Annotated in this window: 20 protein-coding genes; 10 read left to right on the plus strand and 10 right to left on the minus strand. The window is 72.1% G+C overall.

All coding sequences use genetic code 11. The features are described from left to right. Nucleotides 1-48: 48 nt before the first annotated feature. Nucleotides 49-756 (plus strand): SDR family oxidoreductase, encoded by a 708-nt coding sequence (locus BC793_RS35845; RefSeq protein ID WP_109600720.1) that lies wholly within the window; start codon nt 49-51, stop codon nt 754-756. Here BC793_RS35845 and BC793_RS35850 read toward each other — a convergent pair. Both BC793_RS35850 and BC793_RS35855 read right to left on the minus strand, forming a co-directional pair. Continuing rightward, nucleotides 746-2,728, minus strand: a complete 1,983-nt coding sequence (locus BC793_RS35850) for a hybrid sensor histidine kinase/response regulator (RefSeq protein WP_109600722.1) — start codon at nt 2,726-2,728, stop codon at nt 746-748. The genes BC793_RS35845 and BC793_RS35850 overlap by 11 nt on opposite strands. Continuing rightward, nucleotides 2,728-3,459 carry a sensor histidine kinase gene (locus BC793_RS35855; RefSeq protein WP_158319479.1) on the minus strand — a complete coding sequence of 244 codons (732 nt, stop codon included), beginning with the start codon at nt 3,457-3,459 and terminating at the stop codon, nt 2,728-2,730. Before BC793_RS35855 ends, BC793_RS35850 begins: the two co-directional genes overlap by 1 nt. Before the next feature lie 68 nt (nt 3,460-3,527). On the opposite strand from BC793_RS35855, the gene BC793_RS35860 reads away from it, so the two are divergent. From BC793_RS35860 to BC793_RS35885, 6 genes are all read left to right on the plus strand, one after another. Continuing rightward, nucleotides 3,528-7,037: a PAS domain-containing hybrid sensor histidine kinase/response regulator gene (locus BC793_RS35860; RefSeq protein WP_146246604.1), complete on the plus strand. Its 3,510-nt coding sequence runs from the start codon at nt 3,528-3,530 to the stop codon at nt 7,035-7,037. Nucleotides 7,038-7,052: 15 nt separating this feature from the next. Beyond that, on the plus strand, nt 7,053-8,204 hold the full coding sequence (locus BC793_RS35865; protein ID WP_109600728.1) for a sensor histidine kinase: 1,152 nt from the start codon (nt 7,053-7,055) through the stop codon (nt 8,202-8,204). Beyond that, nucleotides 8,201-8,860 carry a response regulator gene (locus BC793_RS35870; RefSeq protein WP_109600730.1) on the plus strand — a complete coding sequence of 220 codons (660 nt, stop codon included), beginning with the start codon at nt 8,201-8,203 and terminating at the stop codon, nt 8,858-8,860. The genes BC793_RS35865 and BC793_RS35870 overlap by 4 nt, the downstream gene beginning before the upstream one ends. Before the next feature lie 82 nt (nt 8,861-8,942). Then, a complete protein-coding gene (locus tag BC793_RS35875) occupies nt 8,943-9,344 on the plus strand; it encodes a hypothetical protein (protein WP_109600732.1) in 402 nt (133 codons plus the stop codon). After that, on the plus strand, nt 9,344-10,021 hold the full coding sequence (locus tag BC793_RS35880) for an ABC transporter ATP-binding protein (RefSeq protein WP_109600734.1): 678 nt from the start codon (nt 9,344-9,346) through the stop codon (nt 10,019-10,021). The genes BC793_RS35875 and BC793_RS35880 overlap by 1 nt, the downstream gene beginning before the upstream one ends. Next, nucleotides 10,018-12,504, plus strand: coding sequence for an FtsX-like permease family protein (locus BC793_RS35885; RefSeq protein ID WP_109600736.1), 2,487 nt, complete (start codon nt 10,018-10,020; stop codon nt 12,502-12,504). The genes BC793_RS35880 and BC793_RS35885 overlap by 4 nt, the downstream gene beginning before the upstream one ends. Nucleotides 12,505-12,582: 78 nt before the next feature. Here BC793_RS35885 and BC793_RS35890 read toward each other — a convergent pair whose 3' ends face one another. From BC793_RS35890 to BC793_RS35910, 5 genes are all read right to left on the minus strand, one after another. Next, on the minus strand, nt 12,583-13,365 hold the full coding sequence (locus tag BC793_RS35890) for a DUF5984 family protein (protein WP_109600738.1): 783 nt from the start codon (nt 13,363-13,365) through the stop codon (nt 12,583-12,585). 117 nt (nt 13,366-13,482) lie between these two features. Next, a complete protein-coding gene (locus BC793_RS35895) occupies nt 13,483-14,667 on the minus strand; it encodes a S8 family peptidase (RefSeq protein WP_239170452.1) in 1,185 nt (394 codons plus the stop codon). An 84-nt stretch (nt 14,668-14,751) separates the two neighbouring features. Further along, the gene (locus tag BC793_RS35900) at nt 14,752-16,107 is read right to left on the minus strand and encodes a sensor histidine kinase (protein ID WP_146246605.1); all 1,356 of its coding nucleotides are present in this window, start codon (nt 16,105-16,107) and stop codon (nt 14,752-14,754) included. 68 nt (nt 16,108-16,175) lie between these two features. Further along, nucleotides 16,176-19,061 carry a M28 family peptidase gene (locus tag BC793_RS35905; protein WP_109600742.1) on the minus strand — a complete coding sequence of 962 codons (2,886 nt, stop codon included), beginning with the start codon at nt 19,059-19,061 and terminating at the stop codon, nt 16,176-16,178. Between the two features lie 196 nt (nt 19,062-19,257). Continuing rightward, entirely contained in the window at nt 19,258-19,830 is a 573-nt protein-coding gene (locus BC793_RS35910) for a hypothetical protein (protein ID WP_146246606.1), read from the minus strand. Nucleotides 19,831-19,857: 27 nt separating this feature from the next. Here BC793_RS35910 and BC793_RS35915 point away from each other — a divergent pair, with 27 nt between their 5' ends. The 3 genes from BC793_RS35915 to BC793_RS35925 are packed head-to-tail and all read left to right on the plus strand — an operon-like array spanning nt 19,858 to nt 21,979. Further along, nucleotides 19,858-20,523 carry a response regulator transcription factor gene (locus tag BC793_RS35915; RefSeq protein WP_109600828.1) on the plus strand — a complete coding sequence of 222 codons (666 nt, stop codon included), beginning with the start codon at nt 19,858-19,860 and terminating at the stop codon, nt 20,521-20,523. Nucleotides 20,524-20,579: 56 nt separating this feature from the next. Continuing rightward, nucleotides 20,580-21,182: a nitroreductase family protein gene (locus tag BC793_RS35920; protein WP_109600746.1), complete on the plus strand. Its 603-nt coding sequence runs from the start codon at nt 20,580-20,582 to the stop codon at nt 21,180-21,182. Beyond that, nucleotides 21,179-21,979, plus strand: coding sequence for a hypothetical protein (locus BC793_RS35925; protein WP_109600748.1), 801 nt, complete (start codon nt 21,179-21,181; stop codon nt 21,977-21,979). The genes BC793_RS35920 and BC793_RS35925 overlap by 4 nt, the downstream gene beginning before the upstream one ends. 11 nt (nt 21,980-21,990) lie before the next feature. On the opposite strand, the gene BC793_RS35930 is transcribed toward BC793_RS35925, so the two are convergent. The 3 genes from BC793_RS35930 to BC793_RS35940 are packed head-to-tail and all read right to left on the minus strand — an operon-like array spanning nt 21,991 to nt 23,101. Beyond that, nucleotides 21,991-22,347 (minus strand): nuclear transport factor 2 family protein, encoded by a 357-nt coding sequence (locus tag BC793_RS35930; protein WP_109600750.1) that lies wholly within the window; start codon nt 22,345-22,347, stop codon nt 21,991-21,993. Next, nucleotides 22,344-22,781 (minus strand): SRPBCC family protein, encoded by a 438-nt coding sequence (locus BC793_RS35935; protein ID WP_109600752.1) that lies wholly within the window; start codon nt 22,779-22,781, stop codon nt 22,344-22,346. The genes BC793_RS35930 and BC793_RS35935 overlap by 4 nt, the downstream gene beginning before the upstream one ends. Beyond that, nucleotides 22,778-23,101: an ArsR/SmtB family transcription factor gene (locus BC793_RS35940; protein WP_109600753.1), complete on the minus strand. Its 324-nt coding sequence runs from the start codon at nt 23,099-23,101 to the stop codon at nt 22,778-22,780. The genes BC793_RS35935 and BC793_RS35940 overlap by 4 nt, the downstream gene beginning before the upstream one ends. Nucleotides 23,102-23,238: the final 137 nt, after the last annotated feature.

Here is a 23,238-nt window from a genome sequence, read left to right on the forward strand (position 1 = left end):
CCATAGAACTTGCCTCTGACGTCAACGTCAGGTCCTAGCGTAGTCGGCATGCAGATCAACGGAGCAAACGTCCTGGTCACCGGCGCAAACCGGGGCCTCGGCCGACAGTTCGTACGCTCGCTCGCCGACCGTGGCGCCGCCAAGGTGTACGCCACCGCCCGCCGGCCCGAGCTCATCGACGTGCCGGGGGTGATCCCGGTCCGGCTCGACATCACCGACAGCGCGTCGATCGCGGCCGCCGCCGAGGCCGCCCCGGACGTCGACATCCTCGTCAACAACGCCGGCATCTCGACCGGCGCCAACCTGATCACCGGTGACCTGGCCACCATCCGCAGCGAGATGGACACCCACTTCTACGGCACGCTCGGCGTGATCCGGGCGTTCGCGCCGCAGCTGGCCGGTGGGGCGATCCTCAACGTGCTGTCGGCGATCTCGTGGCTCGCCGTCGACGGGGCCGGTGCCTATCACGCGGCGAAGGCGGCCGAGTGGGCGCTGACCAACAGTGCCCGCCTGGAGCTGGCCGCCCAGAAGACCCTGGTGACGGGGCTGCATCTGGGCGCCGCCGACACCGACATGATGGCCTGGTACACCGGCGACAAGACCGCGCCCGAGGTCATCGTGGGGGCGGCGCTCGACGGCATCGAGGCCGACCGTACCGAGATGCTCGCCGACGCGTGGAGCAAGCAGGTCAAGGTGTGGCTGTCGGAGGACCCGAGCGTCATCTACCGGGAGGCGGCGGCCGCCCTCACCGCCTGACGGCGACGGTCAGGACCGTGTGCAGGGCGGTCAGCAGCTGCTCGGCGGTGAACGGTTTGCCGACCACGGTGACCGACGGGTCGAGCAGGCCCTGCTCGGACATGAGCGGATCGGCGTAGCCGGACATGTAGAGCACCGGGACGGCCGGGAACTCGGCGCGCAGCACGGCGGCGAGTTCCGGCCCGTTCAGGTGCGGCATCACCACGTCGGACAGCACCGCGTCGATCCGCTCCGGGTGCCGGCGGGCGATCTCGAGAGCCTGCCGGCCGTCGGCGGCGGTCAGCACCGTGTAGCCCGCTCTGGCCAGGATGCGGCGGGCGGCCTCGCGGACGCCGTCCTCGTCGTCGGCGATCAGGACGGTGTGGCCGGTACCGGCCGGCCCGGCGGTCGGGGCCGCGACGGGGGCGACCGGCTCGTCGGTGGCCGGCAGATAGAGGTGGACGGTGGTGCCGCGCCCGGGTTCGGACTCGAGGATCAGGTCGCCGCCGGACTGCCGGACGATGCCGTAGGCGGTGGCCAGCCCCAGGCCGGTGCCCTGCGCCTTGGGTTTGGTGCTGAAGAACGGCTCCACCGCACGGTCGAGCACATCGGCGGTCATCCCGTGGCCGGTGTCGGAGAGGGTCAGGTGCACGTATCCGTCCCGGCCGGTGTCGCGGCTGGTCAGAGTGAGGACTCCCCCGTCGGGCATCGCGTCGCGGGCGTTGGTGGCCAGGTTGAGCAGCACCTGGGTGAGCCGGGCGCCGTCGGCCGTCACGTTGCGGGCACCCGGCTGGAGGTCGGTGACCACGGTGATCTGCGGCCCGAGCGAGCCGAGCATGCCGGCCACCCCGGTGACGACGGCGTTGGGGTCCAGCACGGTCAGGGTGACGACCTCGCGCCCGCCGAAGGTGAGCAGTTGATGGGCCAGGTAGGCGGCGCGGCGGCCGGCGGTGCTGATCCGCTCCAGGTCGGCGAGCATCGCCGCGGCGTCGTCGCCGGTCAGTGGCCCGCCGGTGGCGTCGCGCACGGCGTCGGCGGTGAACTCGGTGAACGACAGGACGATGTTGAGCATGTTGTTGAAGTCGTGGGCGACCGCCCCGGACAGCCGGGCGAGGCTGTCGAAACGCTCGGCGATGCGGCGCCGCTCCTCGGCGTGGCGGCGCTGCTCGGCCTCGACGACCGAGGTGACGTCGTCGACGGTGGCGACGAAACCGGCCGGATCGGTCTCGCCGTCGTCGATGCGGCGTACGGTGGTGTGCAGCCAGCGGTGATGATCGGGGCCCAGCCGGATCTCGCCGTAGTAACCGGCCTGGCCACCGGGCAGCCCGATGCCGGTCAGTTCGTCGCGGTCGCTGTCGGTGAGGCAGCGCAGCCAGCCGTCGCCGTGCAGGTCGGCGTGGGACAGGCCGGTGATGTCACTGAGCCGCGGATTGGTGTAGGTGGCGTGCAGCCCGTACGGGCCGGAGACGATGCCGACCGGTGACACGTCGGCGAGGGCGGCGAACCGGGCCTCGCTCTCGTCCAGGGCCAGCGCCTTCTCGACGAGTTTCGCGTTGACGGCCCGCAGGTGATCGCCGGAACCGGAGCCGGCGGCGGTGGCGGTGGTGGCGGTGGCGGTGCCCGGCTCGCTGTGCAGGGCCTGATCGATCGCGACGAGCAGGTCGCCGGGGTCGGCGGACTTGGAGATGACCTGGGTGACGCCGTACGCGGCGGCGAGCGGCGCGGCCTCGTCGGGCCGGAAGCTGGCGGTGTAGAGCAGCACCGGGATGTCGGCGGTGTCCACGTCGGCACGCAGCCGGTGGACGAACTCGTAGCCGTCCATCCCGGGCATCACCACGTCGGCGAGCACGATGTCCGGATGCTCGCTGCGGGCCAGGGCGAGAGCCTCCGCACCGGCGGTCGCCTCGATGACGTGGTGGCCGCCGTCGTCGAGGGTGATCCGCGCGACCTCGCGGTTGGTGGCGCGGTCGTCGACGATCAGGACGGTGGCCATCAGGTCTCCTTCAGGCCGGGGGTCAGCGCGGCCAGGGTGAGCGTGCAGGTCGTGCCGCCACTGCCGGTACGGACGTCGAGCCCGGCCCCGCACCGGCGGGCGTGCCGGACGGCGAGGGGCAGGCCGAGCCCGGCTCCGCTGACGTCCCGCTCACGGGCGGCCTGACCGCGCTCGAACGGCAGGAACACCTGCTCACGCTCACCGGCGGCCAGGCCGGGGCCGTCGTCGCTGATCTCGATGGCCGGCCCGTCGGCGCGGACGGTGACACGCACGCACGGGCCGTCGGTGTACTTGATGGCGTTGTCGAGCAGCTCGGTCACCGCGTCGCGGATGTCGTCGCGGTTCGCCAGCCCGGTCACCGGTGCCGGCGGGGCCTCCAGCCGTACCTCCCGGTGGTGGTGACCGGCGGCGGCAGCCGTCGCGGTGATGGCCTGCCGGCAGACCTCGCGGCAGTCCACCGGCTCCGGGCTCCGGCCGGTGCCGCCGGTCCGGGCCAGGGTGACGATCCGTTCGACGGTGGTGAGCAGCTCGGCGGCACTGCTGTGGATCATGTCGAGCTGCCGGGCCTGCTGGGCCGCGTCGGTGGACCCCTCGGCCACCTTGCGCCCCATGATCCGGGTGAGGCCGACGATGCCGGCGAGCGGGCCACGCAACTCGTGCCCCAGCCGTGACAGGGCGTCGCCGGCGAACGGATCGCCGGGATCGGCTATCACGACGGATACCTCACCCATGCTGGCTTCCCTGCGCATAGTTCCGTGAACACGTCTTGTCCTCGCATTTTATTGGTGACGCTGGTGGCGTGACGGTTTCTTTGAGCAGGCTGACGCGCCGCGCTCGACTGTGGCGCGCCGCGACGACGTCCGCGCTGCTGCTCGGTGTGCTGGGCCTGGTCGACAACCTGCTGAGCCCGGAGCTGTCCCAGCTGCTGCCGGGCGACCCGCTGATGTCGCGGGCCAGCGCGGAGATGACGTGCGCCGCGGGCATCGCCCTGCTGCTCGCCGGACCGGTGCGCGCCGGAGCCCGGCAGCAGTGGGCCGTCCGCCTGCTCGCGGTGTTCGTGGTGGGCAGGGCCACCTACACGCTGGTGGACAATCTCGCCGCGGCCGGGACGGGCCGGCCACCGATGCGGTCGCCGGTCGCGTTCCTGCTGATCGGCCTGGCGCTGCTGCTGCTGGACCACGGCCGGCGCCGCGGTCACCTCCTGGCGCAACTGCTGGCCGCCGCCGCGGCACTGGTCATGGGGGTCGCCGCGCTCGCCGCCCTGCTCGGGCTGGCCGCCCTCTACTGGGACACCCCCGCGCGGATCACTCCGCCGGGCACCCAGGCGGCGCTGCTGCTGCTGGCCCTGGCCGTGACCATCAGCCGTCCCGGCACGCTGGCGGTGCAGATCTTCGGCAGCAGACGCCTCGGCAGCCGGACCGTACGGCGGCTCGCGCCGGCGGTGGCCGCGGTCGTGATCCTGCTCGGCCTGTCGCTGGCGGTGATGAAACGCAACAACATCGACCTGGAGGGGGTGGTCGCGAACATCGTCGTCAGCGTGCTGCTGCTGACCCTCTACCTGGTGCTGCTCCGGGCCGGGCACATGCTCAACGACGCCGACGCCGGACGACTGCGGCTCATCGCCGAGCTGCGCGAACAGCACGACTTCAGCGACACCGTGCTGACCGCACTGATCGAGGGGGTGATGGCCGTCACCCCGGACGGGACGGTGGTACGGGTCAACGAGCGCTGGACGCGGATCACCGGCTTCTCCGCCGACGAGGCCGTCGGCTCGCGGCCGCCGTACCCGTGGTGGCCGCCCGAGGGCTCGGACAACTGCGCCCGGCAACTGAAGCACGTACTGGAATCGGGCCGCAGCACGGACTTCGGCGCGAACCTGCGGCATCGGGACGGCACCGACCTGCCGGTGCTGGCGAGCATCCACCCGATCGCCTCCGAAGGACACGTCAGCATCCTCATCGTCACCTACCGCGATCTCACCGAACGGGACCGGGAACAGGCCCAGCGCCGGCAGATGGCCGAGGAGCTCGACCACTTCTTCACCCTGTCGCGCGACCTGATGTGCATGGCGTCCCGCGACGGGGTGTTCACCCGGATCAACCCGACCTGGACCGAGGTGCTCGGCTGGACCACCGAGGAGCTGACCAGCCGGCCATATCTGGAGTTCATCCACCCCGACGACGTCGATCGCACCGTGGCCCAGAACATCACCCTGACCGACGGGCTGATGCCGACGGTCTCGTTCGAGAACCGCTACCGCACCCGCGACGGCGGCTACCGCTGGCTGGCCTGGAACGCCACCCCCGCCGAGGACGGCGCCTGCATCTACGCCGTGGCCCGGGACGTCACCGAGGCCAAGCGTGCCGAGCAGCGGTTCCGGCAGCTGATCTTCAGCGCTCCGGACGCCATGGTGATCGTCGGCGCCGACGGGATCATCCGGCTGGTCAACGACCAGACCGAACGGCTGTTCGGCTGGTCCGACACGGACCTGGTGGGCCGGCCGGTGCACACCCTCATCCCGGCGCGGCTGCATGCTCGCCACACGGAGGACATGAGCCACTACCTCGAGGAACCGGTCGCGCGCCGGATGGGGATCGGCCGGGAGCTCAGCGCGCTGCGCCGGGACGGCAGCGAGTTCCCGGTCGAGATCACCATCGCCCCGCTCGACACCGAGGAGGGGCTGCTGGTGTCGGCGGCGATCCGCGACGTCTCCGAACGGCAGCGCACCGAGCAGGCGCTGGCCGCCGCACGGGACGAGGCGCTGGCCGCGGCGGCGGCCAAGTCGCAGTTCGTGGCCATGGTCAGTCACGAGATCCGGACCCCGATGAACGGGGTGATCGGGCTGACCAAACTGCTGCTGGACACCCCGTTGCAGCCGGTGCAGCGCCGGTACGGCGAGTCGATCCGCGCCTCGGCACAGGCGCTGTTGGCGATCATCAACGACATCCTGGACTTCTCCAAGATCGAGGCCGGCAAGGTCACCCTCATCGAGCAGGACTTCGACCTCGGTGACCTGCTCGAACAGGTCGCCCACGCGGGGGCCGCCGCGGCCCGGGACAAGGCCATCGAGATCGTCGGCTACTACCCGCCCGACCTGCCGGCCACGGTCCACGGCGACGAGGGCCGGCTGCGGCAGGTGCTCCTGAACCTGATCGGCAACGCGGTCAAGTTCACCCACCGGGGCGAGGTCGTGATCCGGGTCGACCCGGGCGGCCCGGACGACGACGGCCGGCGCAGCTACGACTTCAGCGTGTCCGACACCGGCATCGGCATCGACGCCGGCCAGATCTCCCGGATGTTCGAGCCGTTCACCCAGGCCGACGACACCAACAGCCGCGAGTTCGGCGGCACCGGCCTGGGCCTGACCATCAGCCGGCAACTCGTCGAGCTGATGGGCGGCACCCTCCAGGTCGACAGCCGGCCCGGCCACGGCAGCCGGTTCCACTTCACGCTGACGCTCGGGACCGTGCCGACGGCAGCGGATCCGCACCGGCGGCACCGGAGTCTGGCCGGTCGCCGGTTGCTGATCGCCGACTCCAACCCGACGAGCCGCAGCTTCCTGAGCGAGCACGTCCAGGCCTGGGGCATGCGGGTCACCGTCGCCGACAGCGCCCCCGTCGCGCTCGACCAGCTGGGCCTGGCGTGCCGCCGCGGCGAGCCGCACGACATCGCCGTCATCGATCACCACCTGACCCGGCTGGACGGCGTCGAGCTGATCACCGTGATGGGCGCTCAGCCGGAGATCGAGCCGCGCCCGTACTGTGTGCTGCTGAGCCGTGACCCGTCCGCCGAACACCGGCTCACCGATCACACCGGCGTCGACGTGCTGGCCAAGCCGATCGGCCCGTCGGTGCTCTTCGACTATCTGATGTCCCGGTTCGGGCCGGTCGCCACCGCCCACGAGGACCCGGACCGGCCGGCACCCGCGCCGGCGGGCGGGCGCGGGCGGATCCTGCTCGCCGAGGACAACGAGATCAACCAGCTGGTCGCGGTCGACACCCTGGCCGGGCTCGGCTACGACACCGACATCGCCGCCAACGGCGCCGAGGCCGTCGAACTGGCCGCCACCGGCGACTACGTGGCCATCCTGATGGACTGCCAGATGCCGCGCCTCGACGGTTACCAGGCCACCGAACAGCTACGCGCCAACGAGGACCCCGGCCGGCACACCCCGATCATCGCGATGACCGCCGGCGTCCTGGCCGAGGACCGGCGGCGGGCGCTCCAGGCCGGCATGGACGACTTCCTGGCCAAACCGATCGACCCGGACAAGCTGCGGGCCACCCTGGACCACTGGACGCACGTGTGAGTCTATGGTGGTCCGATGCCCGGTCAGTGGATCCCTCAGCTGCGCGTGCTGTGGGATCTGATCATCGCGACGACGGTCGCCACCATCGCCGTGCAGTACCGCGACGCCTCCTGGTGGGACGTGCTGATCGGTGTCGCCATGGCGGTCGCGCTGATCGCCCGGCGCTTCGCACCGGTCCGGGTGTTCGCGGTGGTCACGGTTCTCGCGCTGGTGCAGACGGCGGTCGCGGCGGCGGTTCCGGCGGCGTACGACGTGGCGCTGCCCGTGGCGATGACCGCGGTGGTGGTCCACTCCCGGTCCCGGGCGGCAGTCTTCGGATCCGGGGCTATTATCGTGCTCGGTGTGGCGGTGTCCGCGCTGCTCCAGGCCCGGCAGGAGTGGTCCGGGTCGCTGCTGCACTACCCGTACCTGGCCGAGCAGACCGCCGCGCTCGCCGCCTGCGGCGCGTTGTGGCTGTTCGGCTACGTGTTCCGGACCAACCGGGAGCGGACGGCGACCGCCGAACGGGAGCGGGATCATCTCGCCCGGCTCGCGGCCGCCGACGAGCGCGCCTTCATCGCCCGCGAGCTGCACGACGTGGTGGCACACAGCCTGGCCGTGATGATCGCCCAGGCCGACGGCGCGACGTACGTGGTCGACACCGACACCGGCCAGGCCAGAGAGGCGATGCGCACGGTCGCCGCCACCGGCCGCGAGGCGCTGGACGACATGCACCGGATCGTCGCCGTGCTGCGCGACGCCGGCGACGACGACCCGCAGGACCGGCGGCGCCACGGGCTCGCCCGCTTCGACGCGCTCGTGGAACGGGCCCGGACCGCCGGCCTCGGCGTCGACGTGCGCATCGACGGCGAGATCGGGCGGCTGGCGGCGGCCGATGAACTGACCGTGTTCCGGATCGTGCAGGAGTCGCTGACCAACACGCTGCGGCACGCCGGGACCGGAGCGAAGGTCCTGGTCACGCTCGCTGTCGAGCGGGGGCGGGCGGTGCTGGAGGTCGCCGACGACGGCGGCGGGCAGCGGCCGGCGACGGCCGGCACCGGAGGCGGCAACGGCCTGCTCGGGATGCGCGAGCGGGTGGCGGTGCACGGCGGCGACATCACGGCCGGTCCCGGTCCGGACGGCGGCTGGCGGGTGCGGGCCACCATCCCGCTGAAGGAGGCACGGTGAGCATTCGGGTCCTGCTGGTCGACGATCAGGCACTGGTCCGGGCCGGGTTCGTCATGGTGCTGTCGGCGCAGCCCGACATGGAGGTGGTCGGTGAGGCCGGCGACGGTGCCGAGGCTGTCGCACTGCTGGCCCGCACGCCGGCGGACGTGGTGGTGATGGACATCCGGATGCCGGTGATGGACGGCGTGGAGGCGACCCGGCGGATCTGTGCCGGCCCGGACGGCCCGCGCGTGCTGGTGCTGACCACCTTCGACACCGACGAGGACGCGTTCGCCGCACTCCAGGCCGGCGCGAGTGGCTTCCTGCTCAAGAACGCACCGCCGGAGCAGCTGCTCGCGGCGATCCGGGTGGTCGCGGCGGGCGAGTCGGTGGTCGCACCACGGATCACCCGGGCGCTGCTGGACCGGTTCGCCGGCCAGCTCACCCTGCCCGGCCGGGCCGACGAACGGCTGGCCGCACTCACCGACCGGGAGCGTGAGGTCCTGGAGCTGGTCGCGGCCGGGCTGTCGAACACCGAGATCGCCGCCCGGCTGTTCGTCGCCGAAGGCACCGTCAAGACGCATTTCGGGCGGATCCTGACTAAACTGGGACTCCGTGACCGGGTCCAGGCCGTCGTGTTCGCCTACGAGATCGGCCTGGTCAAACCGGGTGTGTAAGACCTGAGTCGTACACGGCGGCGCCCGTGATCTGCCCTGGCGGCAATGCGCCGGACCCGCCCCACACCGAAGAATCAGTGTCGTGAACAGCAAGCACATCACCTTCGGAATCCTGACCGCGATCATCCTGGCCGGTGTCGCGTTCGGCGTGAACTACCTGTGGGACAAACGGTTCGGGCCCACCGCCGCGTCGGCCGCCGACTGCGCCCTGGCCCAGCAGCTGATCGACAAGGCGCAGACCCCGCCCACCGACGCCGCCCAGGCCGAACAGTGGGAGCAGCAGATCCGGCAGGTCCGCTACACCCAGATGGAGAACGACGGGATCAGCACCGAGGTCGCCCGGTACGTGTACTGGTCCCGGATCCGGGCCACCGGCGACCCGTCGCGACCGGACCCGGGTACGCTCGACGAGATCACCGAGCTGGCCATCGGGCACTGCGAGGACAGCGGCGTCGACCTGCGCGTACCGAAGATCGTCTTCTGATGTCCGCCGTCACCGCCACCGACCTGGTCAAGATCTACGGGACCGGCCCCGGCGCGGTCCGCGCACTCGACGGGGTGTCGGCCACGTTCGACCGCGGCCGGTTCACCGCGATCATGGGCGCGTCCGGCTCCGGCAAGTCCACCTTCATGCACTGTCTGGCCGGGCTGGACACCGTCACCAGCGGCACCGTCACGATCGGCGACACCGAGCTGACCGGCCTGACCGACCGGGCACTGACCGGGGTACGCCGCGACCGGATCGGCTTCGTGTTCCAGGCGTTCAACCTGCTCCCGGCCCTGACCGCCCGGCAGAACATCACCCTGCCCGCCGAACTGGCCGGCCGGGCCGTCGATCAGGACCTGTTCGACCACGTCATCGACGTCCTCGGCATCGGCGACCGGCTCGGGCATCGCCCGTCCGAGCTGTCCGGCGGCCAGCAGCAGCGCGTCGCCCTGGCCCGGGCACTGAGCACCCGCCCCGACGTGATCTTCGCCGACGAGCCGACCGGCAACCTCGACTCCCGGTCCGGGACCGAGGTCCTCGGTTTCCTGCGCGACTCGGTGCACCGGCTCGGCCAGACCGTCGTCATGGTCACCCACGACCCGAACGCCGCCGGGTACGCCGACCGCGTGCTCGTGCTCGCCGACGGCCGCATCGTCGAGGACACCACCCGATGACCGCGATCGTGTTGCGCACCCAGCTCAGCGGGGTGCTGCGCCGGCCGGGGCGGCTGCTGATGACCGGGTTGTCGGTGCTGGTGGCGGCGTTCGTGGTGTTCGGGACGGTGCTGGCGTACGCGATCGTCAGCCGGACCACCCTGGACACGTTCAGTGCGACACCCGAGGCGGTCAGCGTCGTCGCGTACACCACCGGCGGTGCACCGCTCGACCCGGAGCAGGTCGCCGCGATCCGTACCACCGCCGGGGTGGCCGAGGTGGCGGGCCGGGTGACCGCGACGTTCACGGTCGGCGACGCGTCTGCCGGCAGCGACCTCGACCTGCTCGCCGACCCGGGCACCGGTCCCCTGTCCCGGATCACCCTGGTCTCCGGCGCCTACCCGGCGGCGGCCCGGCAGATCGCGGTGGACCGGCGGGCCGCCGGACGGCTCGGCGTGACCGTCGGCGGCACGCTGCGGCTCAACACCCCCAACCGCGCCGGCAAGCCGGTGACGGTCACCGTGACCGGGATCGTCGACGGGCCGCGGGACTCGGCCGAACGCGCCTGGGCACCGGATCAGATGGTCGCCGCGCTCAGCGGCGAGCCCGGCTTCCCCCGGGTCGACGTGCTGGCCGGGCCCGGCGCCGACATCCCGGCGATGATCAACGGGATGTCCGAGCGGCTGCTGCGCGATCCGACCGCCTACGTCAGCGTCACGACCGGCGACAGCATGCGGGTCCGCGAGGCACGCGCCGCGGTGCAGCAGTTCGATCAGCTGTTCGCCCTGGTGGCGATGTTCGTCGCGATCGCCGTCGTGGCCGCCGCGCTGGTGGCCACCTCCACGTTCCGGATCGTGTTCGCGCAGCGGATGCGGCAGCTGGCGCTGCTGCGCGCGATCGGTGCCCAGCGCAACCAGCTGGTGGTCGCCCTGGCCGTCGAGGGTGCGGTGGTCGGCCTGGTCACCGGCACCGTCGGGGTGCTGCTCGCCCAGGCCGCCGGGTTCGCCGCGCCGGCCCTGGCCGCGATGTTCGGGCGCACCGTGTCCGCGCCCGGTGTGCCGGTGGGCGCCGCGGTGGCCGTGGTGCTCGGCGCCGGGCTGCTGACCGCCGGGGCCGTGCTCGCCCCCGCCTTCGCGGCGGCCGGGGTGTCGCCGTTGCAGGCGCTGCGCAGCGCGAGCACCCTGGCCGCCGAACGCGGCATCACCGTGCCGCGGCTGGTGGGCGGCCTGCTGCTGGTGGCGGTGACCGGCGGCATCGCCTGGCTGACCGTGCGCAGCATGGGTTCCTCCGAGGCGCTGCTCTACCTCGTCGGGACCGGCGCGTTCGGGTTCGGTGCGCTCATCCTGCTCGGCCCGGTGCTGATCCGCCCGATCCTCGCGGTGGCCGGGTGGCCGCTGCGGCGGTTCGGTCCCGCCGGGCGGCTCGCGGTCAGCGGCATCGGCGGCACGCCCCGGCGGGCGGCGGCGGTGTCGGTGGTGGTCGCGCTCGGCGTGACGATGCTGGCCGGAACGGTCGTGGGCATCTCCAGCCTGCAACTGTGGACCGACCGGACGATGGCCTCCCGTACCCCCGCCGACCTGGCCATGTTCGCCGAGGGCCGGGGCGGGCTCGACGACGTGGTGGCGAGATTACGTGCCGACTCGCGGTTCCGGGACGTCACACCGTTCCGGATGGCCGACTTCAGCTCCACCGACGGCGGGTTCTCGCACGGCGCGATCGCGGTCGACCTGACCGCGATGCCGATGCTGCGCACCCTGGAGGCGTCCGCCGGGCAGGTCACGGCGCTCGGTCCGGGCAAGGTCGTCCTGTCGGCGACCGCGGCGAGCGACCTGGGCGCCGGTGTTGGTGAGGTGGTGACGCTGCGCTCCGACGGCACGGTGCGGGCCGAGGTGGTGGCGATCCTGACCGGGGACGGGCCGCTGCGGATGGGCGCGGTCCTGACACCCGCCGACCTGGATGCGCTCGGTGGCGCGTCGCCCGGGGTGCTCGCCGACATCGCCACCGGCGGCCGGGACGAGGCGCTGGCCGCCTTCCGCGGTGCCGGCGCTCCGGCCGGGACCGAGGTGGCGGTGCTGGCCGACGCACGCGACAAGGCCGACGGCGAGGTGTCGTCACTGTTCGCGGCGGCGGTCGGCCTGCTCGGCCTGACCGTGCTGATCGCGGCGGTCGGTGTCGGCACCACGACCGGCCTGTCGGTGCTGGAACGCACCCAGGAGTTCGGCCTGGCCCGTGCGTTGGGCCTGACCCGGGCCCGGCTGCGGTTGATGATCGGCATGGAGGCAGGGCTGTACGGCCTGATCGGCGCGGTGCTCGGCATCCTGCTGGGCGTGCCGATGGCGTGGCTGGCCCTGGAGTCGCTGCGCCTGGACCTGCCGATGACCCTCCCGGCCGGGCGATTGGCCGCGATCGCGCTGGTGACGGCCACGATCACGGTCCTGGCAGGCCTGCTGCCGGCCCGCCGCGCGGCCCGGGTCAGCCCGGTGGCCGCGCTGGCCGCCGACTGACCCGGCACCGACAGCCCCGGCCGGCGGCCACCCCGCCGGCCGGGGTCTCGAACGCTGAACGCCACCTCGGGGTGCCGCTCACCGCCCCGAACGCGACCCACCGAGCAACGTCGCGACGCCCTGACGGATGGCGGCCCAGTCGGTGTCGGGGGTCCGGTCGAGGTGATGGCGGAGCCAACCCGCGCGGTTCTGCTGCTCCTTCCGCAACCCGGCGAGGTCGAGGTCGACTCCGGGCAACCCGCCGCGGCGCTCCAACTCCTCGACCCGCTCTCGCATGGCCGTGATGAGCTGCCGGTCGAGCGTCTGCACGGCGTCGCGATACTCGGCCGTCGGAACGCTGAATCGCACCGCCGGGCCGGCGGTGAACCCGATCCGGCCGTCGTCCTCGTGGCGCCAGTCGACGGTCACCTCGTCCTGATCACCACGGATCGTCCGCCAGAACCGCAAGTAAGGCGGGTTCAGCAGGTAGCCGAGGTCCAGGGAGCGCTCCGCGTGCCATAGAACGGCCGCGACCACCGGATGGTCCGGGGCGTTCGGATCGTCGCCTTCTTCCCGTACGCCCACGTACGACAACCAGTTGACCTTCCACTGATCTTCATCCGACGCGACGAAGGCGACCAGATCGTCGGGCACCGGCTCCAGCACCGACGGCGTGAGGAGGTTGACGTCCTCCCAGAGCCGCACCACCTGGTAGTCGACATAGGGCCGGGGATCGTCGCAACGGGTCCGGCGCAGCAGCTCGTGCCCGCCGCCCTCGATCCAGTACCAGCCGTCGGTGAGTCCGAACCAGTGCAGACTCGGCGGGTCGCCCCACGGCTCCACCTCGTCCAGCGCCCGTAGTTCGAACCGGAATCTGATCATCGCATCAGTTTCCCCGGAGAGCCGGACGGCACCGCGCACCGGTCCTGAGGGCACATTCCCGCGGCGGTGCCCGGCGGCGATGGAGTCTGCCGCCGGGCCCGTCGTGCGGCGGGCCGGTCAGAAGGCCGCCGTGTAGAGCAGCCGGTTCGGTGAGCCGGAGCCGGGACTGGTCACCACCCCGGTGGTGGCGTTGCCGACGATCGCCGCATGCACCTGCGCGGGGGTGTCCGCCGGATGGGTGGCCAGGTAGAGGGCGGCCGCCCCGGCGACGTGCGGCGTGGCCATCGACGTACCGCTGATCGTGTTGGTGGCGGTGTCGTTGGTGTTCCAGGTCGACGGGATGCTGATGCCGGGTGCGAACACGTCCACGCAGGTGCCGCGATTGGCCCAGGACGGCTTCGCGTCGCTGCTGTTGGTCGCCGACACGGTGATCGCGGCCGGGACGCGGGCCGGTGACTGGGTGCAGGCGTCCAGGGCGAACAGGCCGAGGAACCCGTTGCCGGCGGCGATCGAGTAGCTGACGCCGGAGGTGATCGACGCGCTGACCGCGTTGTCCAGGGCGGTGTCGGCTCCCCCGCCGAGGCTCATGTTGGCCACCGCCGGTTTGACGGCGTTCGCGGTCACCCATTCGATGCCGGCCACCACCTGGGCGGTGGTGCCGCTGCCCTCGCAGTTGAGCACCCGCACGCCGACGAGTTGCACACCCTTGGCGACACCGTAGGCACCGCCGCCGACGGTTCCGGCGACGTGCGTGCCGTGGCCGTTGCAGTCGTCGGCCGTACCGCCGTCGATCGCGTCGAATCCGCTGCTCGCCCGGCCGCCGAAGTCCTGGTGGGAGGTGCGGACGCCGGTGTCGATGATGTAGGCGCGCACATTCGACGCCGTCGTGTTGTAGGTGTAGGCGGCGTTCACCGGCCGGTTGCGCTGGTCGATGCGGTCCAGGCCGTAGGACGGCGGGTTGTTCTGCGTGTCGGAGATCCGGTGGATCACGTTGGGCTGCACGAACGCGACGTCCGGGTCGGCGGCGACCTGCCGCGCCTTGCGCGCCGTCATCGTCGCCGAGAAACCGTTGAAGACCTTGGAGTACGTCCGGAGCGGCGTCGTCTGGTGCTCGGCGGCCACGGTACGGGCGATCGTGCCGGACTTGAGGACGACGATGTAGCTGTCCTTCACGACTTCGGCGCCCGGCACCGTGAGGATGTCGGCTTCGGGCGGGGCGGCCTGGGCGCCGGTGGACAGCCCGAGGGTGGCGAGGACGGCGGCGGCGGTAGCCGCGATGCTGCGTCGAACGGTTGTGCGCAAGGGAACCTCCCGACTCTGGGTGGTCACGCAACCACGTCCCGTGAAGCTAACAGTGAAATTGAGCACTGTGAATGCTTCCGAATTTCACGGCTGGGCGTGCGCGCCTCCGAGGGTGCGCCACCACCGGCGTCGTGACGGCACGGCCGCGGCGGTGTCGCCGGAGACGATGCCCAGGGTGAGACCGACCCGCGCCCCGCCCCACTCGTTGCGGGTCACGGTGAAGGAGCCGCCGGTGTCGGCGGCCAGGCGCTGGGCGATGTCCAGGCCCAGGCCGGTGGAGTCGGCACCGCTCGCGCCGCGGGCCAGAGCGGCCTCCGGGTCGGCGAATCCGGGCCCGGCGTCGTCGACGATCACGGTGGCCGACTCCGCCTCGCGGACCACGCGGACCCGGCAGGCGGCGTCCTCGGCGGTGTGGTGGAAGACGTTGCCGAGCAGCACGTCCAGGGCCTCGGTGACCCGCGACCAGGCGGCCGGCACGGTGATCCCGTCCGGCGGCGGATCGGCCTGCCAGGGACGGCCCTGATCCTCGGCGAGGGCGCCCCAGAATTCGGTACGGTCGGCGACCACCGCCCCCAGATCGCAGTGCAGGCGGGGCCGGGCCGCCAGCGGACGGCCGGCTTCGCTGATCACAGCGCTGATCTCGTGTTCGAGGCGGTCGACGACACGCAGCTGGCGGTCGCGGTCGTCGCCGGCGGGCAGTCCCTCGGCGTTGAGGCGCAGGGCGGTGAGCGGCACCCGCAGGCGGTGCGACAGGTTCGCCGCCAGCGCCCGCTCCTTGGCGAGCAGCTCCAGGAACCGGTCGGCGAGCAGGTTCAGGGCCGACCCCACCTCCTCGATCTCGCGGGGGCCGCTGGGGCGTACCCGGGCATGGAGTTGACCTCCCCCGAGGCTGGTGGCGGTGCGTGCCAGATCGCGGGTGGCGCGCACCACGCGGGCCGCCAGCCGGTCGGCGAGGAACATGCAGAGCCCGACCAGGACGATCGCCTCGACCAGCAGCACCAAGACGGCGGTGCCGACGCCGGCGCGCAGGGACGTCTCGGGGACGAAGACCTCGATGACGGCGATCAGGCCCTGCGGCAGGGCGACCGGGCGCAGGTAGACGCGGCCGCCGTCGATGCCGATCGTGCCGGCGGTCTCCCGCTGCCGGACCTGGGCGACCGCGCCGTCGCCGGCCCGGCTGACCCCGACGGTGCCGAGGGCGGGCAGGTGGGCGGCGAGTTCGCCGCGCTGACCGGCCCGGGTGCTCATGATCGAGGTGAGGACCAGCTCACGGTCGGTGGCGACGACCACGACGGCGGACAGGCCGAGGGCCTGGCGTTCGGCCTCGCGCATGGCACGGTCCTGCACGGCGCTGTGCACGAGCAGGGCCAGGGGGATGACGAACGCCAGCGCCACCAGGGTGGTGACGGCGAGGGCGACCAGTACGTAGCTTCGTCTCATCGGACCGCCGACCATAGCCGGACCGGGCGTGCCCCACCATAGGCAGGGGCACGCCCGGCGAGCGCTGATCAGAACGTCAGGGCCCAGGAGTTCAGCGTTCCGGTGTCACCGGAGTACAGGTCGCGGACCCGCAGCTTCCAGGTGCCGGCCGCCTGCTCGGCGGAGGCGTCGACGGTCTGGCCGACCTTGACGTCGTCGGCACTGTCGAAGCGGCTGGACTTCTTGATCCGGTAGGCGGTGCCGTCCGGGGCGATCACGTCGATCTCCAGGTCACCGCGGAAACCGTGCCGGATGTCGACGTCGACCTTGAGCGTGGCCGGCGCCTGGCCGGAGCGCTGCACGGTGATCGGCGACTCGATCGCGGAACGGTCCTTGATCGCGAAGTCGGCGGGGTTCTCCACCCGGGTCGAGGTGGGCTCGGCGGGTGCCTTCACCCCGGTCAGGGCCCAGGCGGCGTACGCGGCGACGTCGGTGTGCGCGTCCAGGGCGTCGTGGTCCACGTTGCCGGCCCCGTCACAGCTGGAGTGGTAGCACGGGTCGTACGGCTTGCCCGCCTCACCGTCCCACTTGGCGGCCTCGGCCGCGGTCATCGCCGGTGCCAGGCTGAGGCTGGCGGTACCACCGGTCGGGATGCCCGCGGCCTTGAAGGAGGCGTGGTCGGAGCGGCCCTTGATGTCGGTGGAGTCCGGCTCGATGCCCTCGGCGGCGAAGCCGGCCTTCAGCGCGGCGGCGATCGCGGTGCCCCTGGTGTCGTCGCCGTAGACGAAGTAGCCGGGGTTCGGCGAGCCGATCATGTCGAAGTTCAGGTACCCGGTGATCTTCGCCCGCTCACCCGTGGCCAGCGAGGACACGTACGCCTTGGAGCCGACCAGGCCGGCCTCCTCGGCGCCCCACCAGCCGAATCGGATGCCCTTGTCACCGTTGGCGCCGGAGGCGGCGTAGGCCAGGGCGACCTCGAGGATGCCGGCCGAGCCGGAGGCGTTGTCGTTGACGCCCGCACCCTGGGTGACGCTGTCCAGGTGCGCCCCGAGCATGACGACCCGGTTGGGGTCGCCACGCCCGGGCAGATCGGCGATCAGGTTGTAACCCGTCTTGCCGGCGTGGGTGAACTGCTGGACGCGGGTGGTGTATCCGGCCACGTCCAGGCGCTGCTTGAGGTAGTCGAGCGAGGCTTTGTAGCCGGCCGATCCGTGCGCCCGGTTGCCGTTGTTGGCCTGCGCGATGCGGGCGAACTCGTTGATGTCGGCGCGCAGAGCGGCGGCGTCGATGTCGACCGTCTGCACGGCGGTGGCGGTCGGGTTCGGCGCGGACGGAGCCGGGGCGGACGTGCCCGGCGCGGACGGGCTCGGGGCCGTCGACGGCGACGCCGGAGCCGACGGTGAAGGGGTGGTGGCCGACGGTACCGGCTGCGGGGCGGTCACCGTGCAGGTCGGGTCGCCCTGGGAAGGCACGCTGACGGCGTCCCAGGCGGCCTTGACCACGTTGAACTCGGTGCAGCTGTTCGGGTGCAGCTCGCGGGCCGCGTCCAGGGTCGCCTTACGGGCCTTGGTGTACGTCCAGCCGGAGGTCTTGCGCAGCAGCGCGTGGTAGAAGATCTCGCCCGCCGGCCACAGCCCGATGCCGGTGACCCTGCTGCCGTTGCAGGTGGCGCTGGCCGGTTTGCCGGCCGGGGCGGAACCCTCGGCGGCCAGGTAGAACCAGTGGTTGAGCGGTCCGGCGGCCGAGTGCACCTCGGTGGTCGGGATCGACGACGACCAGCAGTTGGGGTCGCCGACCGCCGACGGGGTGTGCATGTTGCGGATCGGGCCGCGGCCGGAGAGGTTGACCTCCTCGCCGACCAGGTAGTCGGCCGGGTCGTTCGGGTTCGCGGCGAAGTGCTCGGCCAGGGTGCCGAAGATGTCGCCGGTCGCCTCGTTCAGGCCGCCGGTCTCGTTGGTGGTGCCGCGGCTGCCGCCCGGGGTGTGGCAGAAGACGCCGTGGCCGAGCTCGTGGGCGACCACGTCGACCGAGTTGACCTGGCGGGCGCCGTCGCTGGTCCGGCCGTACTTGGTCTGGTCGCGGTTCGCGTCGCCGGTGCCGGCGCAGCTGTAGAAGGCGTTGACCTCGGCCAGGCCGACGAACATGGAGGCGGTGCCGCCCTTGCCGTCGATGCCGTTGCGGTTGAACTTCGTCTTCAGCATGTCCCACATGACGCCGCCGGCGTACTGGGTGTCGACGCCGCCCGTGGTCGGGTCGCTGCCGGTGCCGTTGCCCCACTTGTCGTCGGCGTCGGTGAGGACCTGGCCGGTCCGGTCGTTGAGCACCCGCATGCCGCCGCGTGACGGGTCGCGCATCTCGAACCCACCGGACCCGGTGGTGGTGCCGATGGTGACCTGACCGCCGTAGTGACCCTGCCCGGTGCCACCGGTGATCTCGTCCCATGATCCGGCGTACTCACCGGTCCGCGCGTCGACGTAGGCGTGCGCGCGGCTCGCCTCGGCACCCGGCCGGCTCTCGATGACGACCTCCCAGACCAGGCGGTCCTTGCCGTCGCCGGCGATGACGCCGAGTTTCGGCTCACCGGCGACGTCGCCCGGGTGGATGAGCAGCGACACCTTCTTCGCCTTGGCGGCGGTCACCTTCGGTGTGGTGGCGACCTCCACCTCGGCGCCCGCGGTGCCGCCCTTCACGGTGCCCTTGGCGTCGGTCACCACGACCACGTCACCGCCGACGAAAACCGGGAGGTTCTTGTACGTACGGGCGTAGCTGACGTAGTTCAGGCCGCGCGGCGTGGTGATCACCGACTGGCGGGTGTACCTGGCGTCCGGGTCCTTGACGAACCCGGTGGACGTACCGGTCACGTACTGGTCGGCCGCGGCCGCGGAGCTGACCGCGCCGCCGTCGGAGAAGTCCGGCTCCGGAACCTCGCCGACCCCCGAGTAACCGGCGGTGTACGCCGCTCCCAGACCGAGCATGACCAGTGTGGCGCTGCTCAGCGCGGTGACGCGTAACGCTCTTCTGCTGCGGGAACGCCTCACTGACGATCCTCCCAAGGCTGTTGTCGATCTCTGTGTGCCGCGAGAGTCTCGCCGCGCCAGCCTTAAGAGCACCGGAAGGAACGCTATCGGACCGGTAACGACATGCCGACGCCGATCGATGCGCGAGCCGGTATCAGGATCCGTACTCCTCGATGACTTGCGCCGCCGGGCCGCCGCTCCAGAAGGCGGTGATCACCGAGGTGTGCCCCGGTCCGGTCAGCCGTGCCACCACGACGGTGTCGCTGCGCCGGGCCGCGCTCGCCACGTATCCGCTCCGCGGTTCGGCGTCGATGACGTCCACCCGGGTCGCCGAGTAGGCCACGATGATCGCGCCGCCGTCGGCGCTCACCCGGTACCGGGGCCGCCGGTCGACCACCGACGGTGACGCGCTGGGCGGTGCGGCGGTCGTGGGGGTGACGGACGGGCGGGCGGCCGTACGGCTGGGAGTGGGTCTGCGGGAGGGCCGCGCCTTGGACGGACTCGCCGACGGGCTCGGTGGCGCCGTGGTCGGCGGGACGGTCTCGTCGAGCCCGAACCGGATCTCGGTGTAGCGTCGGTTGACGTCGATCGCGACCGGTGGCTCGTCGGTGAGCGCGGGCGCCACTCCGAGCCGCACCCCGAACCAGGACACGGTGACGGCGGTGACCGTCACAGCGAGCCATCCAGCGAGATATCTCCAGCTCCGGCGCATCGGCACATTCTGCATGACCGATACGCTGGCGCAATGCCCCAGGTGCTGGTGATCGAGGACGACGTCGACGTCCGGGAAGCAATCGGCCGGTTACTCACCGCGACCGGCCATGAGGTGCGGCTGTGTGCCACCGCCCTCGACGGTCTGCGCGAGGTCGCCGCCCGCGAACCGGACGTCGTGGTGCTCGACCTCGGGCTGCCCGACCTCGACGGTGCGGCCGTGCTGAGCCGGATCCGGCTGACCTCGCAGGTGCCGATCGTGGTGGCCACCGCCCGGGAGGCGGAGAGCGAGATGATCCGCCTGCTGCGGGCCGGCGCGGACGACTACGTGGTCAAGCCGTACTCGGCCGAGCAGATCGAGGCGCGGATCGCGGCCATGCTGCGCCGGGGCCGCGGGACCACGGCCGCCGGCATCGTGGTGGGCGGGCTGACCCTGGATCCGCAGGCGCGCACGGCCTCGCTCGACGGTACGCCGCTGCAACTGTCGCGGCTGGAGTTCGACCTGCTCGCGTACCTGATGGAGCGGGCCGGCACGGTGGTCTCGCGGCAGCAGCTGCTCGGCGAGGTGTGGGCGGAGAGCCGGTCGCTGGAGACCGTCGACGTGCACGTGACGTGGCTGCGGCGCAAGCTCGGCGAACGCGCCGCCCAGCCACGGTATCTGCACACCGTACGCGGGGTGGGGATCCGTCTGTCCGCTCCGGGGCAGTGACCGGGTTCGCCCGTACGCGGTTCCCGCACGCGCCGCCGATTGGCTAACGTCACCGGATGGCCGAATTCAGTCAGGTCCTGCGCGGGCGGCGGATGGTTCGCAACTACCGGCCGGACCCGGTTCCCGACGAGGTCCTCGAACGCGTGGTCAAGGTGGTGCACCGGGCTCCGAGCGCCGGTTTCAGCCAGGGCCACCGCCTCGTGGTGGTCACCGATCCGGCGAAGCGGGCCGAGCTGGCCGCGGTCGCCGAGCCCTGGTATCTGGAGAAGGGCTTCCCGCCGTGGATCTCGCAGGCGCCGGTCCAGCTGGTGCTCGGCATCCGGGAGGCGTCCTACCACGAGCGGTACACCGAGGCCGACAAGCTGGAGTCCGGCGCGGAGGAGATCCCCTGGCCGGTGCCGTTCTGGTGGTTCGACTCCGGTGCCCTGTTCGCGCTGCTGCAACTGGCCGCCGCGAACGAGGGCCTGGCCAGCGGTTTCTACAGTCCCGCGTTCCCGGACGAGCTGGCGGCGCTGTCCGCGGTGGCGCAGCTGCCCGACGACGTCGCCCTGGCCGGGGTGATCACCGTCGGATACCCGGCTGACGATCCCGGAGTGCCGGTGGCGAAGCTGGCGAAACGCCGCAAACCGCTGGACGACCTGGTGTCCTGGCTGCGATGAAGCTTTCCCGGAGAGGCCGCCTGATCGCCGTCGCGGTGGTCGTCGTGCTGCTGCTGACGGCGGCCGGTGGTGCGGTGTGGTGGCGGTGGGACGGCGACCGGCAACCCCGCGTCGACGACGTCGTCGCCGAGATGAGCACCGCCGTCGCGGACGCCGTCGTCGCTGCCGGTCAGGAGGCGGCGGTCACGGTCAGTGCGGTGGTGGCGGCCGCCGAATGCCCGCTCGGGTTCCTCCGGCAGGGCCGTGTGTTCACCGCGCGGGCCGACCTCTACACCGATCCGGGCGCCGAGGATTCCCTGATCACCACGATCGAGCAGGGGCTGGCCGGTCGTTACGCCACCCGCCGGGCCACCGCCGTGGCCGGGGTCCGCGCCCTTCAAGCCGACATCGGCACCATCCGCCTGGCGGTCCGGCGGTTGAGTTCAGGCTGGCTGGCCGTGACCGCCCGTAGCGGGTGCAGTCTGGGCACCGCCCCGGCCGGTACGGTCGGTGACACCACGCCGGGCGACACCGCGGTCACCGCGGTGCTGACGGCGATCGGCACCCGGCCGGTCTCGCGTACCGGGCAGAGCCTGCCGTGCCGGGCCGGATCCATCGTCACGGTGTCGGCGGTCAGCGGGCCGGTGAGCCCGGGCCGGTTGACGGCGCGGCTGGACGCCACGATCCCGGCCGGGGCCCGCAAGTTCACCGCCGGCGACGCCAATCAGGTCGCCTACCGGGACGGGCCGACGTCGATGGTGATCGCGGTGTCCGACGACGGCACGGCCGTCACCGTGCAGCACACCACCGGCTGCTGACGCCGCGTCCGCTACGGCAGCGGTACGACATACGAGTCGACGCGCGCGATCAGGCCGTCGCGGAAGGTGAACAGGTCGCTGAAGGCGAAGCGGAACGGGCCGTGCTCGACGCTGACGCCGCGGCCCTCCCCCGTGGTGACGACGACCGGCCCGTCCTGGATGACCCGTTGGACGTCGAGGTCGGGGCTTCCGGTGAAGGCCGGGTTCTCGATCTCGCCGTCGAACTCGGCCTTGCCGTGGGTGGTCCGGTGGCCGTGGATGACCCAGACCACGTCGTCGGTGAGGGTCGCGAGGATCCGTGGATGGTCACTGGTCCGGAATCCCACGAAGTAGTCCTCGACGAGGTGCTGCCGGCCGGTCCGGGTCATGGTTTCTCCAGGTGGGTGTCGAGGGCGTCGAGGATCGAGGCGAGCCCGTCGGCGGCCTGCGCGGTCCGCAGTTCGGCGGGGAGCCTGCGCTGGTGGACGGTCAGGTCGGTGCCGGTCCCGGCGGGCCGCAGGGTCACGGTCGTGCGGAGGCCGGTGACCGGCTCGTCGAAGATCAGCTCGTGCGGTGCGGTGATGCTCACATACACGAACCGGAGCCGCCGGGTGGCGCCGTCCGGTGCACGGGTGTCGAGGGTGAACTCTCCCCCGGGTCGCAGGTCGATGGCGACCGAGTCCGGCGGGACGGTCGCGTGCGACCCACCCCAGAAGGCGGCGACCCCGGCCGGCTCGGTGAAGGCGGCCCAGACCCGCCCGGGTGGGGCGGTGAGGACCCGCCGGGCGATCAGCTCGTCGCCGCGCAGCTCGGCCCGGCTCACCGTGGCGTCTCGCCGTCGGTGAGGTGCCGGTCGAGGGTGTCGAGCCGGTCGTCCCAGGCCTGCCGCTGCTCGTCGATCCAGGTGCCCAGCTGGGACAGCCGGTCGACCCGTAGCCGGCAGGGGCGCCGGGTGCCTTCGCGCCGCTGCTCGATCAGGCCGCTGCGGCGCAGGACCCCGATGTGATGGGAGATCGCCTGCTGGGTGAGGCCGAAGGGCTCGGCCAGCTCACCGACCGTGGCGTCGCCGCGGGACAGGCGTGTCACCAGGGCCCGGCGCACGGGATCACCGAGCGCGGCGAAGGCGGTGTCGAGTTCGGGCATGCCCCCACCGTAATACAAACGTTCGCTTTCACAAGCATATGTTTGTTGATGACGCCCGATCGCCCTCCGGAATTCGCGGACGCCCCCTCATCCACGAGTGCCAGGCGGCCGATGATGAGCTGGTGCGGACACCGGGG

It is taken from the genome of Actinoplanes xinjiangensis (assembly GCF_003148685.1).
Taxonomy (GTDB): Bacteria; Actinomycetota; Actinomycetes; order Mycobacteriales; family Micromonosporaceae; genus Actinoplanes; species Actinoplanes xinjiangensis.